General features: G+C 71.2%; 13 protein-coding genes. 3 read left to right on the forward strand and 10 right to left on the reverse strand.

The features are described from left to right. Positions 1–244 precede the first annotated feature (244 nt). Together ACFWGZ_RS14200 and ACFWGZ_RS14205 are read right to left on the reverse strand one after the other, a co-directional pair. Positions 245–622 (reverse strand): STAS domain-containing protein, encoded by a 378-nt coding sequence (locus tag ACFWGZ_RS14200; RefSeq protein ID WP_382451913.1) that lies wholly within the window; start codon positions 620–622, stop codon positions 245–247. Between the two features lie 215 nt (positions 623–837). Further along, the gene (locus ACFWGZ_RS14205) at positions 838–1,221 is read right to left on the reverse strand and encodes a winged helix-turn-helix transcriptional regulator (protein WP_382451914.1); all 384 of its coding nucleotides are present in this window, start codon (positions 1,219–1,221) and stop codon (positions 838–840) included. Positions 1,222–1,464: 243 nt separating this feature from the next. On the opposite strand from ACFWGZ_RS14205, the gene ACFWGZ_RS14210 reads away from it, so the two are divergent. Next, on the forward strand, positions 1,465–2,646 hold the full coding sequence (locus tag ACFWGZ_RS14210; protein WP_382451915.1) for a DUF3500 domain-containing protein: 1,182 nt from the start codon (positions 1,465–1,467) through the stop codon (positions 2,644–2,646). Between the two features lie 28 nt (positions 2,647–2,674). On the opposite strand, the gene ACFWGZ_RS14215 is transcribed toward ACFWGZ_RS14210, so the two are convergent. Beyond that, on the reverse strand, positions 2,675–3,013 hold the full coding sequence (locus ACFWGZ_RS14215; RefSeq protein WP_382451916.1) for a hypothetical protein: 339 nt from the start codon (positions 3,011–3,013) through the stop codon (positions 2,675–2,677). A 55-nt stretch (positions 3,014–3,068) separates the two neighbouring features. Between ACFWGZ_RS14215 and ACFWGZ_RS14220 the strand changes: the two genes are divergently transcribed. Further along, complete coding sequence (locus tag ACFWGZ_RS14220) at positions 3,069–4,163, forward strand: hypothetical protein (protein ID WP_382451917.1); 1,095 nt, start codon at positions 3,069–3,071, stop codon at positions 4,161–4,163. Between the two features lie 11 nt (positions 4,164–4,174). Here ACFWGZ_RS14220 and ACFWGZ_RS14225 read toward each other — a convergent pair whose 3' ends face one another. The 7 genes from ACFWGZ_RS14225 to ACFWGZ_RS14255 all read right to left on the reverse strand — a co-directional run bounded on the left by ACFWGZ_RS14225 (position 4,175) and on the right by ACFWGZ_RS14255 (position 13,230). Beyond that, positions 4,175–4,759 (reverse strand): hypothetical protein, encoded by a 585-nt coding sequence (locus tag ACFWGZ_RS14225; protein WP_382451918.1) that lies wholly within the window; start codon positions 4,757–4,759, stop codon positions 4,175–4,177. A 144-nt stretch (positions 4,760–4,903) separates the two neighbouring features. Next, the gene (locus ACFWGZ_RS14230; protein ID WP_382451919.1) at positions 4,904–6,175 is read right to left on the reverse strand and encodes a Zn-dependent hydrolase; all 1,272 of its coding nucleotides are present in this window, start codon (positions 6,173–6,175) and stop codon (positions 4,904–4,906) included. 30 nt (positions 6,176–6,205) lie between these two features. After that, a complete protein-coding gene (locus tag ACFWGZ_RS14235) occupies positions 6,206–7,645 on the reverse strand; it encodes a SagB family peptide dehydrogenase (RefSeq protein WP_382451920.1) in 1,440 nt (479 codons plus the stop codon). Between the two features lie 2 nt (positions 7,646–7,647). After that, entirely contained in the window at positions 7,648–8,883 is a 1,236-nt protein-coding gene (locus tag ACFWGZ_RS14240) for an MFS transporter (RefSeq protein ID WP_382451921.1), read from the reverse strand. A 13-nt stretch (positions 8,884–8,896) separates the two neighbouring features. Continuing rightward, positions 8,897–10,108: a class I SAM-dependent methyltransferase gene (locus ACFWGZ_RS14245; protein ID WP_382451922.1), complete on the reverse strand. Its 1,212-nt coding sequence runs from the start codon at positions 10,106–10,108 to the stop codon at positions 8,897–8,899. Positions 10,109–10,111: 3 nt separating this feature from the next. Further along, positions 10,112–13,027 (reverse strand): amino acid adenylation domain-containing protein, encoded by a 2,916-nt coding sequence (locus tag ACFWGZ_RS14250; protein WP_382451923.1) that lies wholly within the window; start codon positions 13,025–13,027, stop codon positions 10,112–10,114. Then, complete coding sequence (locus ACFWGZ_RS14255) at positions 13,024–13,230, reverse strand: MbtH family protein (protein ID WP_382451924.1); 207 nt, start codon at positions 13,228–13,230, stop codon at positions 13,024–13,026. The genes ACFWGZ_RS14250 and ACFWGZ_RS14255 overlap by 4 nt, the downstream gene beginning before the upstream one ends. 627 nt (positions 13,231–13,857) lie before the next feature. On the opposite strand from ACFWGZ_RS14255, the gene ACFWGZ_RS14260 reads away from it, so the two are divergent. After that, on the forward strand, positions 13,858–14,057 hold a 200-nt coding region (locus ACFWGZ_RS14260), incomplete at its 3' end, for an AMP-binding protein (protein ID WP_382451925.1).

The raw sequence follows: 14,057 nt of genomic DNA on the forward strand, positions 1-14,057 counted from the left end.
GGAACAACCGCGGCACGCCGTCAAGCACCTCGTGGGGCGCCAGGCTGATCTGGAGGGAAGTCGCGAGTGTGCATCCCGGCGTCCATGCGGCCTGTGCGGTGGACACCGCGGGCGTCATCACCGGCGACCTGCCCGGGCGGTGACCGGTGCACACGCCTCGGCGGCCCCGGTGCCGATGCGAACACCGACGACGCCCTGCTCGTGCCTCCGCGCAGGAGGTCGAGCAGGGCACCGGCTTCGAGTGTCAGTTCCCGTTCTTGCGGAGCGAGTCGACCGCGGCGTCCACGGTGTCGGCGAGAGGGAGGACCTCGCTCAACCCGGTGAGGAACAGCGGGTGCTGAGCAGCGTGGTCCTGCGCCACGATCACGAACCCGATCTCGTCGTCCTGAGCGCGGCCGTGCAGCTTCAACAGCATCGACAGCCCGGCCGAGCTGAGGAACGACACCGCCAGATCGACCACGAGAGCAGCCGGCCGCTTGTCCAGCAGGCCGTCCAGAGCGGTACCGGCGCTGGCCACACCCACCGGGTCGAGATCTCCGGTGACCGTGGCGACGAGCACCCCGTCGCGATCGGCGGTCCGCACATCGGCCGCCACGGGCCGGTCGGCTGACTCGGTCGTCATCGCGCACCTCGCAGACGCATCATCGCCGGACCTCCAGGACACTTCGTCATCGCACGCACGTTCGGAAGCTACGTTGCGCTCGCCTGATCCTCAACTCGACACCAACGGTTCCGTGTCGGTTTCGGAGGCGCAGGAGCAAGCCACAATGGACGTGAGTTTGCCCATATTGGATTGTTTGGTCGGAGTGGATAGTCGGAAGGGTCGCTTTCGCGTGATCAAGATGGTTGTTTCGCGTGGTCGTAGGCCTCCTGCGACGCGGACACGTCGCTGAGGTGCACGATCGCCCATTCCTGCAGTGCGCGCAGCGGCTCGCGCAGGGTGCGGCCCGCCTCGGTGAGCGAGTACTCGACGCGAACCGGAACTTCGGGGTGGACGACGCGGTGCACGAGCCCGTCCCGTTCGAGCCCGCGAAGAGTTTGCGTGAGCATCTTCTGCGAAATGCCCTCAATGCGTCGGCGCAGCTCCGAGAAACGGGCGTTGCCGTCCCAGAGGGCGCCCACTATGAGCACCGTCCAACGGTCGCCGATGCGGTCCAGGATGTGGCGAGTCGGGCAGTCAGCGCGGTAAGGGCTGCCCGACTCGGCCTGCGTGGTTACCACAAGGTGCCTTCTTCCCATTGGAGAGCTGCACTCCTACGGTAATCGCGACGCGTCGTTTGGCGCCACTCGTCTCGCGGAAGGCAGCACAGTCCAGCACCACCGCGACCCCGCCGTGGCTTGACCGACTGGCGCCCGAACGCAAGAAAGGCATGTCCCACGATGGATGATGAAGGCGAAAAGACGCATTACCGGGGATTCGGAGCCGTCCTCGGGCTGCCGATCCAGGACGCCCGGATCGATCTCGTGGCTCTTCCCCCGGATCTCCAGGCGGTGGCGCGGGAGCTGTTCCCGCCCGTGCTCGAGAGGGCGAAGGAACCGCTGGTCGGCATCACGACGGACGGGCACGTCGTACCCGATCTGTTCGCCCTCCAGGACACCGGCTGGGATCCCGGGCCCGCGAGCGGGGCGGCGACCGCCTTCCTCGACTGCCTCACTCCCACGCAGCGCGAACGCGTTCTGTTCGCCGTCGACGCGGACGAATGGCGAATGTGGATCAACGCCTTTCCGACCTGGGACCCGCACGGCCTGCGCCTGGATCGCCTCCAGCCCGCGCAGCGCGAGCACGTGTTCGCCGTCCTCGAAGCGTCCTTGTCCGCCACCGGTTTCTCCGAGGCCCGGACGGCGATGAAGCTCAACGCCGCGCTCGGCGAGCTGATCGGCCAGTACCGCGACACCCTCACCGAACACAGTTACTCGTTCGCCATCTTCGGCACCCCCTCCACGAAGGAGCCGTGGGGATGGCAGCTGTGGGGCCACCACCTCGACGTGCACTGCTTCGTCCTCGGCCGGCAGATGGTCCTCACGCCGACCTTCATCGGCGCCGAGCCCACCGAGGCCGACCGCGGTACCCACAAGGGCCTGCGTCTGTTCGACGAGCAGCGGACGGCCGGACTCGACCTGCGGCGCAGCTTCCGCCCCGAACAGGCACGGCAGGCCGTTCTCCACACGTCGATGCGGGCGCAGGACCTGCCTGCCGAGCTCGCCGACCCGGTCAACGGCAGGCACCTGGGTGGCGCCGCCCAGGACAACCGCGTCATCCCCTACGCGGGGCTACCGGCCAGCCGGCTCTCCCCCGCGCAACGGCAGTCGCTGCTCCACCTGGTGAAGACCTACGCGCAACGACTCCCGGAGGGTCCCGCCGCCGCGTTCATGGACAGCGTCGACCGGCATCTCGACGAGACGCACATCGCCTGGATCGGCGGGAGCGGCGACGACGACGCCTTCTACTACCGCGTCCACAGCCCCGTCGTCCTGATCGAATACGACTGCCACCAAGGCGTCTTCCTCGACAACGACCAACCCGAACCGTTCCACGTCCACACGATCGTCCGGACTCCCAACGGCGGCGACTACGGACGCGACCTGTTGCGCCGGCACCTCGCCCGCCACCACGCACAGCAACGGGGGCCAGCGAATGCGTGGTGACCGAGGACATGACGAAGGACGAGCAGCCTCACTGTGTCTCTGGAGGACTCGCGTTGGCCTCACGCCAGCGGCGCACCGCATCCGAGACCTCACCGGCACGCGTGCGGGTGAGGTCGCGAGCCCGGTACGGCGACGGCTCACCCACCGGTGGGTTGCTGACGATGGGCGCACTGAAGTGGATTTCGTGGCTGAGGGTGTCCAGGTAGTCCCGGCCCTCCTGTTCCAACCGGGCGCGTTCGGCGGCGTTCAGCTCGATCAGCACCGAGTAGCCGAAGGAGTTGTGGTTGCAGTTCACGTCAAGGAGCAGCGCATCGCCGTCGGCCAACAGGTACCAGGCTGCTCGAGCGTGGTCGAGGACTTCCATCACCGCTGACACTTAACACCGTCATGACGAGTTGCGCCTGCGAGTCTTCTCACTCGGCGTGGGGTCGTCCTCACCGTGGCGGGGATCCACCTCGAGCCTGACATCGCTGTCCGATGGCGGGCGCTTGAATAGAGTGATCGGCGTGTCTCACTTCGCCGAGTTGCTCCGAGCTTCGCACCCCGACGCCCTGCCGATACCCGACGAGCTCGACTCCGCCTGGGCGTGGATGGAAGACCGCGGCCACGCGATCGAGCGCGATGGCCGGCTCCGGCTCACCGCCTACGCCGGCGATCGAGTGCTCGGCATCGTCTTCGACACCGGACTGACCATCGACGGGTGGTTCACGGACAAGACCCCCGACGCCAAGACGCTGCTCCCCGTCGCGCAGGCCGACGGCACCGGCGGCCTCGTCGTCCTCTGGAACGACCGCGGCACCGTCCGGGTCGGCGTGCTCGGCAGCGAGGGTGAGACGTTCCTGCTGGCCAAGACGCCGCTCGACCTGCTGCGCGTCGTCGCGGTCGGCCATCAGGAACTCTCGACGACGACATCGGGTCGGCCGCCGCGTGACACCTCTCGCGCCGTCGACGATTTCCGGGCGTGGGTGCAGGAGACCTACGACGTCAAGGTGCCCGCGTCGTTCACCGTGCGGACGAAGGGTGACGCGTTCTCGCGGTGGGTGGACCGGTTGATCGAGGGCGAACCGAAACGCAAGCCGACGCACCCGGTCAAGGGCACCCAGCTGAGCGCCGCCGACCTCGGTGGCGAGAGCGCGCCGCTGCTCGAACTGGTCGGGCGCACCGACGCACGTGAGGCGGCGGTCGAACTGCTCGGCTTGAGCGGCGTCGGCCCCGACGACCTGCGCGATCACGGCATCCAGGTCTTCGTGTTCGGTGATGGGCCGCAGCCGGCGCTCGGCGTCACCCTCTACCTTCAGGGAGAGGGCGCCTACCCGCGTCCCGACGCGCTCTTCGACCGCTTCGGACCGGCCTCGGAGGCCGACGAGGTCCGAGCCGTGCTCGGCGAGCCGAGCAGCGGCGACAAGTACTCGCTGTTCTACGCGTGGGGCACCGACGACGAATACCGCATCCAGATGAGCTTCCGCCCGGGCCGAGGACTGCGCTCGATCGGGCTCACGGAGTCGCAGTTCTTCTGAGCCTGTTGCCGTCAGCTGCCGGCGTTCTCCTGCCAGAACAGTCGTGCGTCAACGGCCAGGTCATCGTCGCGATCAGAATTGAGGGCGTCGAACGCTGCCAACGCCCGGGAAGCGCCTCCGTCGGTTTCGGTGACGACCAGGACGGGATCCAGCTCGTGGCTTGCGAAAGCCTGTCTCACCGAACTCGATCCCATTGCCGCGACCAGGGCTCGGTCCGAGTTGACCACCCATCCCTCGCTCCACAGCAGGAAGTCTTCGCCCGGCTCGGTGGTGACCTGCGGATGCGCCTCCGCCCAAGCACCGAGTTCGGACGACAGGGCGGCCAGGGCGTCATCGGTGACTTCGAGCCCTGACTCGTCGGGCCACCACCGGTAGTAGCGGGCTGTGGCGGGGTCGGCTTCCGGGTCGGTGATCGCGGCGAGGCGGGACTCGGTCTGCACGAGCAGTCCGGGGACGGTGTTGCCATCGGCCACGGTGACAGCAGCCCCGTAAATCCGTCCGGCCGTGACATCAGCGGGCAGAGCACCAACCGCGGCAGCGATCGCCTCGGCCCAGCGACGGCCCCAGTCGTCCAGGAAGTCGGCGATGGTGTCCATGACCCGACACGCTACCGAACCCGATGTCGTCACCTCCCCGTCCAATGGGGACGGACACCCGTGCCGAAGGTTCCGGAATCCGGGTGCGGAGCCGCGGACGTGCCCGATGCTTCGGCTGGTCAGGCACGGACTCCCCCGCCCCGCTCAAGACGGGTCGTCGAGGCCGATCCGCATCGCGGTGCGCAGCAGCACCCGCGCGCCCGCCACGAGGTCGTCGTCGCTGGTGTTCTCCTCGGGCACGTGGCTCACGCCGCCCTCGCTGGGGACGAAAATCATCCCGATGGGTGCCACGGGCGCGATCATCTGGGCGTCGTGGCCCGCTCCGCTGGGCAGGTCGAGGCTCGGCAGGCCCAGCTCGTCGGCCGCCGCGCGGATTGTGGCGCGCAGGCCGGGGTCGGTGACGGCGCCGGTGATGCGGTCGGTGACCTCCACCTGGACCCGTGTGCGGGTGTCCGTCGCCACGGTGGCGAGTGCCGCGTACAACGCCTCCTCCGCGCCGCGCAGGCGTTGCGGGGACAGGTCGCGCACGTCGATCGTCATCCGGACCACTCCGGGGATGACGTTGGTGACGTCGGGCTCGATCTGGAACCGGCCCACCGTCGCCACCGTGCAGACCTCCTGGCTCCGCGCCAGTTCCTCCACGGCCAGCACCACACGTGCGGCGGTGGTGAGTGCGTCGGCGCGGTAGTCCATGGGCACGGTGCCGGCGTGTCCCGCCGCGCCGTGCACCGTCACCGAGAACACGGTGCGGCCGGTGATCCCCTCGACCACGCCGATGCGGTTGCCGGTTCCCTCCAGGGCGGGGCCCTGCTCGATGTGCAGTTCGAGGTACGCGCCGATCGAGCCCGCCCGCCACTTCGCCGCGGCCACCGCGTCGGGATCGCCGCCGATCGCCCGCAGCGGTTCGCGCAACGAGCAGCCGGAACGGTCGACCAGGTCGTCGGCGGTGCGCTCGAGCCGGCCGCTCACCGCGAGCGATCCCCAGAACGGGCACGGGAACAGGGCGCCCTCCTCGTTGGCGAACGCGATCGCCACCGGCTCGTAGCGCAGGGGCTCCTGGTAGCCGGCCAGGACTTGGACGACGTCCAACGCGGCCAGCACGCCGTACGCGCCGTCGAGCGGGCCCGCCTGCACGACGGTGTCGAGGTGAGAGCCCATCAGCACGGCGGGGCGCGACCGGTCCGCGTTCGGGCGGCGGACGATCAGGTTGCCCGCCTGGTCGACCTCCGCCTCCAGCCCCGCTCCGCGCGCCTGGTCGGCGACATAGGCGATGCCCAGCCGGTCGGCCGCGCTGAAACCGGCGCGGGTCACGCCGCCACGCGGGTCCGCACCGATCTTCGCGAGCTCCCGGATGCGGGTGAGCAACCGGTGGGCGTCGACGTCCGGCAGGCCGGTGCTCCGCTGCGGTGAAGGCATGCTGTTCCCCCTGGATGTGGAAGGTGACGTTCAGAGCTCGCGGAGACGGGCAGGACTGCCCGGCCTGCTCGCACCGCGGCGGGCGCGGTAGGCGGGCACGCCGACGGCGACGGCGAGCAACCCGTCGGCGGGCGAGCGGAGCACGTCCGGCACGGTGGTGTCCGTGATCGTCAGCCCGGTGCAGCCCAGCTCCTGGGCGAAGGCCGAGAGGTAGAGACCGCCCGCCGCGACACCGGCCGCGAACTGCAGCACCCGGTAGCCCCGTTCCCCGCGCCGGAGCAGGAACGGCGCGATCAACGCCGACTGCAGCACCAGGAACGCGCTGTCGTGGGCGAGGTCCTGGCCCTCGCACAGCACACGGGCCTGTGCGCGCGGATCTCCGTCGGCGGCCACCAGCCGCGGCTCACCGTCGAGCCACCGGTAGACGCCGGGTGTCAGGTCGTCGACCGCGTTCGCCACGACATGCGTGGTCAGCGGCCATGCGCCGCAATCCCAGTCCGGCACGTCGCCGGCGGCGAGCATCGTGGCGCGCAGGACGTCGAGCTTCACCGTGGCGTTCGCGTCGAACCGCCTGGTCGAGCCGCGCCGCACGATCACGTCCTCGACCGGTTCCGCCCCGTCGCGGTGCCGCCGCGGTGAGGTCCGCGCGCTGCGCTGCGCCCAGTTCCCGGCCGAGTCGGACGTCCGCAGGACGCCGGCCTGATGGGTGCGGCCCACCAGCGGGAAGGTCACCGGCACCGGTCCGAGGTCACCGGTCGCCGCGTCCCCCGCCGCCACCGGCGCGGGCTGGAACCGGCCGATGCTGACCACCGCGAGCGGGAGTTCGTGCTCCAGGTCCGCGCCGACCAGCCGGGCCACCTCCCGGTCGGCGAACCCGAGGCTCACGTGGAGCCGGTCGCCGCGCTGCGCCGCCAGCGCGTGCAGCTGGGCGACCACGGCGCCCGCGTCCCACCAGACGTGGCGGTAGCCGCGCTCCGCGTACTTCCAGCAGGTCCGCCACGGGACCCCGGTGAGCACGAGGGCGGGCACGGCGCACTCGGGCGCCGGGCCGATGCGCACCAACGCGTGGTCGCGTGGTGAGTAGTGCCAGACCCCGTCGTCCAGGCCGTCGACGTCGCGGGCGCAGACGTACAGCTCGATCGGATGCCGGTTGCCCGCAGACGGCGCGGCGCGGAAGTGGATCGGCCGCCCGTCGGCGCGCTCCCGGTAGCGCACCACCCCGACGGAGAAGTACACCAGGCGGGACAGCTCCGCGAGGTCGAGCGGCCCGCCGGCCGAACCCGGTGGCAGATCGGCGGGCAGCGCCACCCTCGGCAGGTCGTCGGGGTAGCTCTTGAACTCGGCCGGATAGCGACGGTCGTCCAGCGCGAGGAAGGTGGAGACCACGCGTTCGTCGTCCTCCGGCACGAGCCAGTGGCGGTCGTGCCGGTACGCGGTCAACCGGTGGTACGTCTGACCTGCGGATTCCATGGTCACTCCTCTGCGGTCGGCAGGTCCTGGTGCGGCCGGGAGCCGATGCGCCGCACCTCCGGCACGGCCAGCACCAGCAGGCAGCCGCCCGCGAGCAGGACGGCGGCGCCGGCGAGGGTGGCCGGCAGACCGATCCGGTCGGCCAGCGGACCGGCCAGCGCGAGTCCGAGCGGGGCGAGCGCCAGCGAGCCGAGCCAGTCGTAGGCGAGCACGCGGGACAGCGCGTGCTCCGGCACGTGGTTCTGCACCGTGGTCTGCCAGATCACCTGCATCACGCTCAGCCCCGCGTGCATCACCCCGGCCGCGAGGGCGATGACCACCGGTGCGGCGGCGACCGCCAGCAGCACCAGCGGCACCGCGCCGAGCGCGAGCGCCAGGTTGGCCACCACCAGCGGTCTGCGCGGCCGCACGTGCAGCGCGACCACCGCGCCACCCACCGCGCCGATCGCCGCGCCCTGCGCGATCAGGCCCCAGGAGAGCTCTCCCCCGAGCTGGCGGACGGCGACCAGCGGGCCGAGCACCTGGTAGGCGGAACGCCCCAGGTTCCAGCAGATGTGGGCGGTCGCGTTCGTCCAGAACCACCGGCGGCCGCTGAACTCCCGCCAGCCCTGCCGCAGCTCGTCCCAGAACCCGGTCCGCACCGCCGCCACGGCCGGCACGCGCAGCAGCGCGAGCGTCACCGCGCTCACCGCGAACGTGCCCGCGTTCAGGAAGAACACCCAGGGCGCGCCGATCGTGACGACGAGCGCGGTGGCCAGCGCCGGTCCGGCGACCATGGCGATCTGGCGCGTCAGCGCCACCAGGGCGTTCGCCCGCGCCAGGTGCTCCGGTGCCACGGTGGAGGGCACGATCGCACCGGACGCGGGCACGAAGAACGCCGCCGCCGCACCCGACGCGGCCGCGTAGACGGCGACCAGTCCGACGTCGACGGTGCCGAGCAGCTCCACACCGATCCCGACCTGCGCCACCAGGTTCACGGCGTCGGCGGCCAGCATCACCTTCTGCCGGGGCAGTCGATCCGCCCACACACCGCCGACGAGGGTGAGCAGCAGCCTCGGCACCGCGGTGGCCGCGAGGACGAAGCCGAGTGCGCTCGCCGACCCGGTGCTCGAGACGAGCGCCAGCGACAGCGCGACGAGCATCGCGGCGTCCCCGGCGGTGGACACCCCCTGCCCCGCCCACAGCAGGCGGAACCGGCGGTCGGACAACGGCCCGGCGTACTTCCGCAGCGTCCTCATCCCCCGGCACCGGCTAGCACGCCAGCAGGAACGGCGACGCGGTCGTGGTCAGCAGGACTCGGGCGCGGTGCACCACGTCCGGGTCCGCGGCCACGCCGAGATCGGCGAACACCTGGCGCATCGGACGCACCCCGTCCACGGCGTCGTGGATGGCCCGCACCTGTTCGGGTGGCGACCCCGCCGGGAACGGCGTCGCACGAGGCGCCTGGCGGTAGCCGCCGGTGCCGTCGAGCACGAACCCGCGGCGTTCGGTGCGGTTGCGGCGGAACACCGTGGCGAGGAACGCCTCCGAGCGTTGCGCCTCGGTCACCCGCGGGCCGCCGGCCTTCGAGGTGAGGTAGAACCACAGCATCGGGGAGCGGTCGTGCAGCAGCAGGTTCACCGCCTGCCACCGGGCGCGATCGGGCAGCGCGTCGAACCGGTCGCGCAGGTCGCCGTCCGGCAGGCGCAGCAGCCAGCCCGGCGACCCGGCGACCTCGCCGAAGCCGGTCGGTGTCGGCGTCTCCAGGTCGAGTCCGCACGCCTGCGCCATCTCCCACAGGTCGTCGACCAGGTACGAGTGCTCGCACGGGTTGATCCAGGTGTCGGCCCAGGCCGCCTCGGACGGGTTGTCGTAGTCGGCCAGGTCGCGGGCCAGCACGCTCCCGCCGGGGATCGCGGCCGCCAGCCGCCGGGCCAGCGCCAGCCGCTCGGGCTGGGCCGTCCCGCCGTCGTCGAACAACCGCACCGCGGCCTGGAAGGTGGCCGGCCCGATCCGGTGGAAGGCGTTGTACACCATCAGCTCCAGCACTCCCCGGGGCCGCAGTGCGGCCGCGAGGCGCGCGAGGCACTTCTCCGGTTCGGGGTTGTGGTGGATGACGCCGGTGCAGAGGACGTAGTCGAACCGGTCCTCGTAGCCGGCGTTCGTGATGCCCTCCTGCCGCAGGGTCAGGTTCCGCGCCCCCACGGCCGCCGCGTTCTCCGCGCAGATCTCCAGCGACCTCGCCGAGGCGTCCGTGCCGAGCACCTCGGCGCCGGGGAAGCGCAGCGCGGTGATCAGCGCCTGGTTCGTCCCGCACCCCGCGACCCACACCGACCGCACCTCGGGCACCCGGTCGCCGCCGTAGTCCCCGAGGTCCTGGCGCAGGAAGCGGGAGTGGAAGGACGGGTCGGCCAGCACGTCGAACCTCATGGGACGCCACGGGTACGGGAACGCGCCGTAGAACTCGTCGAGGATCTCCTCCACGGGTCAGGCCCTCCTCACCGGTTTCCGCGCCGGCCGTCCCGGCTCCGGCAGCGCGTCGCGGTCGACCTTGCCCGCGCGGGTGAGCGGCATCCGGTCGAGCTCCACGATCCGGGCGGGCACCATGTAGCCGGGCAGGGTGCCCGCGAGCCAGCCGGCGAGCTCCGCCTGCCCGGCGCCGGTCCCGACGACGTAGGCGATGAGCCGCTTCTGCCCGCTGGGCGCGACACGGGCGACCACGACCGCCTCGCTCACGCGCGGGTGCGCGAGCAGCCGGGCCTCGACCTCGCCGAGCTCGACGCGGTACCCGTTGATCTTGACCTGGTGGTCGATCCGGCCGAGGAACTCGATGTCGCCGTCGGCCCTGCGCCTGGCCAGGTCGCCGGAGCGGTAGAACCGGGCGCCCGGCTCGCGGGAGAACGGGTCCGGCAGGAACCGGTCCGCGGTGAGGTCCGGCCTGCCCAGGTAGCCGCGCGCGACTCCGTCGCCGCCGATGTAGAGCTCGCCGACGACACCGATCGGCACGGGGTGCAGCCGGTCGTCCAGCACGTGCATCCGGATGTTGGCGATGGGCTTGCCGATCGGCAGGGGGACGGAGGGGTCGAACCGGTCCGTGATCGGGTACACCGAGCAGCCGACCACGGTCTCGGTGGGCCCGTACTCGTCGATGACGACGGCGTCCGGCGCGATCCGCTGCCACCCGACCACGGTCTCCGGGCGGACCTCGTCCGCACCGACCACGAAGGTGCCGACCGAGGTGACGCGCGTGCCCTCCAGCAGGCCGCGCAGCACGTCGAGGTGCCCCGGCGTGATCTTGAGCAGGCTGAAGTCCCCCGGTTTCGCCAGCAGGTCCGCCAATGCCTCGATCCGGTCCTGCACCGGCAGCAGCCGCACCGCCTTCCCGCCGATCAGCGGCAGGAAGAAGTTCGGCACCGACAGGTCGAACGCGATCGACCCCACCATCGGCGCCCCGGACCCCTTGTCGAGGCCGTAGCCCTCGATCGCCCACCACAGGTAGTTGTTCAGTCCGCGGTGCGGGATCAGCACGCCCTTCGGACGCCCGGTCGACCCGGACGTGTACATCACGTACACCAGGTTCTGCGCCGATACCCCGGAGTCCACCGGTGTGTCCGGCTGCGCCTCGAGGCCGGCGTCCCCGGAGTCCAGGCACAGCACCGTTCCCGGGAACGACGCGGGCAGAGCCGCCCGCCACCGCTGGAGGGTGACCACCACCCGCGCGCCGGTGTCGGCGAGCATCAGGCCGAGCCGGTCGGCCGGGTGCTCCGGGTCCAGCGGCAGGTAGGCGCCGCCCGCCTTCGCCGTGCCGAGCAGGGCGACGAACATCTCCACCGAGTGGTCGGCGCAGACCCCGACGAACGACTCCGGGCCCACTCCCAGTTCTCGCAGGTGATGTGCCAGCCGGTTCGCCCGGGCGTCCAGCTCCCGGTACGACACCGTGTTCCCGGAGGCGTCGACCACCGCGGGAGCGTCCGGCGTGCGCGCCACCCACTCCTCGAACAGCTCGTGCAGGCACTTGTCCGACGGGTACGGCGCCGCCGTGTCGTTCCACTGCCACACGACCAAGTCGCGTTCGCCGTCGGGCACCACGCTCAGAGCACTCGTGCTCACCGCCGGCTTCGCCGCGACCTGCTCCAGCACGTGCACGACGGCGTCGGCGAACCGCTCGGCGGACTCGGGCTCGTACAGGTCCAGGGCGTACCGCAGCGCGAGCTCGACCGGCCCCTCCCCGTCGGTGACGGTGAGGCCGAGGTCCACCGGCGTGGTCTGCGGGCCGCCGAGCCGCACCGGCTCGGCGCGCAGTCCGGGCACATCGGCGGATCCGTTTGGCAGTCCACTGTGGAACGAGACCTGGTACAGGGGGTTCCTGCCCTGCTCGGCCGTCTCCCCGATCTCCGCGGCGATCTCCTCGACGGTCGCGCCACCGCGTTCCGCCGCCTCCAGGACCGTGCCGTGGACGGTGCCCAGCACGTCGGCGAAGCTCCCGCCGGCGGACAGGTCGACCGGGAGGGCGATCGTGACGGCCAGCGGACCCACCATCTCCTCGGTCTCCGGCCGATCGCGACCGGAGACCGCAGCCCCGACGACGAACCGGTCCTGGCCGCTGTAGCGGTGCAGGACGACCGCGAACGCCGTCAAGACCACTGTGGACAGCGAGACCCCGCACCGGACGGCGAGAGCGCGAAGGCCGGCGCCCAGTTCCTCGGGCAGCTCCCGGCTCGCGAGGCCGGCCCGGCCGGTCGGGGTCGCGGGACGGCCGTGGTCGGCGGGCAGCTCCAGCACCGGTGGCACGCCGCCCAGGACCGCTCGCCAACGGCCGAGCACGTCGTCCTCGGCGGCCTGCCGGACCTGCCACTGGGCGAAGTCCGCGTACTGGAGCCGGGTGGCGGACGGCTCGTCGCCGGCGGTCCCGGTGAGGAGTCCGAGCAGCTCGCGGAGCAGGAGGTCGCACGACCACTCGTCGCAGACGAGGCGGTGGGCGCTCAGCACGAGCAGGTGCTCTTCGGCGTCGAGCACGACGAGCACCACACGCCACAACGGTCCGCCGACCGGGTCGAACGGTTCGGCGACCGCCGACTCGGCCACCCGGCCCGCCTGCGCATGCCGAGCGCCCGCGGGTATGTCGCGGACGTCCACGACCTCGAACGCGACGGGCAGTCGCGCGTGGACGACCTGCCCGGCGCCGAAGGTGGTGCGCAGGACCTCGTGCCGATCGGCCAGCCGGTCGAGCCCCCGGCGCAACGCCGGGTGGTCGACCGGGCCGTGCAGCCGCAGCGCCCGGTGCACACCTGGCGCGGTCCGGGCCGTCCACGCCGCGCGCTGCGCCGCGGACAGCGGCACCGGGCTGTCCGCCCGGCGTGGCGGGATGGCCGCCGGCACCCGCGCGACCGCGCCTGCCGTCATCGGTCGGCCTCCGCCCGGCGGCGGAGGCTGAGCGGCCGCATGTCCACCCACACCTCGGCGATGTGAGCGAGGCAGTGCTCCTTGGTGCCGGTCACACCCTCGGCCGACCACCCCGCCGGCAACTCGCCGTCCGCGGGCCAGATCGAATATTGCTCCTCCTGGTTGACCACGACCCGATAGGCGAGTTCGACCTGTTTGCTCATCTGTGCGGGCTCCCAACCGGCCAGAACCAACGACAAAGCACGCCGCAGAGCTGCGGGAATTCACGACGGGGTTCGACGCACAGCACGAACACAGCCTTGATCGAGAGCACAAAGCGAACACCGAATCTTCACGCGCGATCTTTCCCCAGAGCGCGCAAAGAATTACGAAGCCCCTGTGCCGATCTCGGCCCGACGATCCCCAGCCCCAGTACTTCAACCGATCGTGGCCTCGGCGGCGACCCTTGTCAAGGTCGCGTTGCGACAGACCCCGAATTGCCGTCCACAATGGACGTCTTCAGTCTTCCACCTCGCGAAATCGCCGCCGAGAACATTCATTTGACCACATGTCTTCCCGAGGTTACTGTCGGAGGAGGGCTGGTCGGACTCGCGTGCCGGAACTGGGGAAGAGCTGACGCGAGCCACTGTGGAGCTACCACTGGGGGTGGCGGCACAGATGAACACACCTACGCGCAACCACGGAAATCCGCACCGATCGCGGATGCGCCGGAACTGAAACCTGCCCGCAGGCCGGCATGGCCGAATTCGCCAACGAACCGACGATTCGGCGCGATCCGCGCGGTCGTTTCGAAACCCATTCTTGGCGTGTAGACGAGGGGGCGTGCACTGTTGTCACTCGAGCGTTCACATCGATCGGTCCCGCATTCGTTCCGGGCCGTTGCCGACCACTCGGCGGCGAAAGTCGCCGTCCGTCACGGTGCCGACTCGATGACTTACGAGCAGCTCGCGCTCTCCGCGGGAGGTGTCGCGGCGTGGTTGCGTTCACGCGGTGTCGGACCCGGTGACGTCGTCGCCACGCTGCTCGACCG

The organism is Lentzea sp. NPDC060358, assembly GCF_042725365.1.
Classification (GTDB): Bacteria; Actinomycetota; Actinomycetes; order Mycobacteriales; family Pseudonocardiaceae; genus Lentzea.

Bases quoted from the DNA above. Each gene is read 5' to 3' on its own strand.
- ACFWGZ_RS14200 (WP_382451913.1), bottom strand. From the start codon at position 622: ATGACGACCGAGTCAGCCGACCGGCCCGTGGCGGCCGATGTGCGGACC.
- ACFWGZ_RS14225 (WP_382451918.1), bottom strand. From the start codon at position 4,759: ATGGACACCATCGCCGACTTCCTGGACGACTGGGGCCGTCGCTGGGCC.
- ACFWGZ_RS14230 (WP_382451919.1), bottom strand. From the start codon at position 6,175: ATGCCTTCACCGCAGCGGAGCACCGGCCTGCCGGACGTCGACGCCCAC.
- ACFWGZ_RS14235 (WP_382451920.1), bottom strand. From the start codon at position 7,645: ATGGAATCCGCAGGTCAGACGTACCACCGGTTGACCGCGTACCGGCAC.
- ACFWGZ_RS14240 (WP_382451921.1), bottom strand. From the start codon at position 8,883: ATGAGGACGCTGCGGAAGTACGCCGGGCCGTTGTCCGACCGCCGGTTC.
- ACFWGZ_RS14250 (WP_382451923.1), bottom strand. From the start codon at position 13,027: ATGACGGCAGGCGCGGTCGCGCGGGTGCCGGCGGCCATCCCGCCACGC.
- ACFWGZ_RS14255 (WP_382451924.1), bottom strand. From the start codon at position 13,230: ATGAGCAAACAGGTCGAACTCGCCTATCGGGTCGTGGTCAACCAGGAG.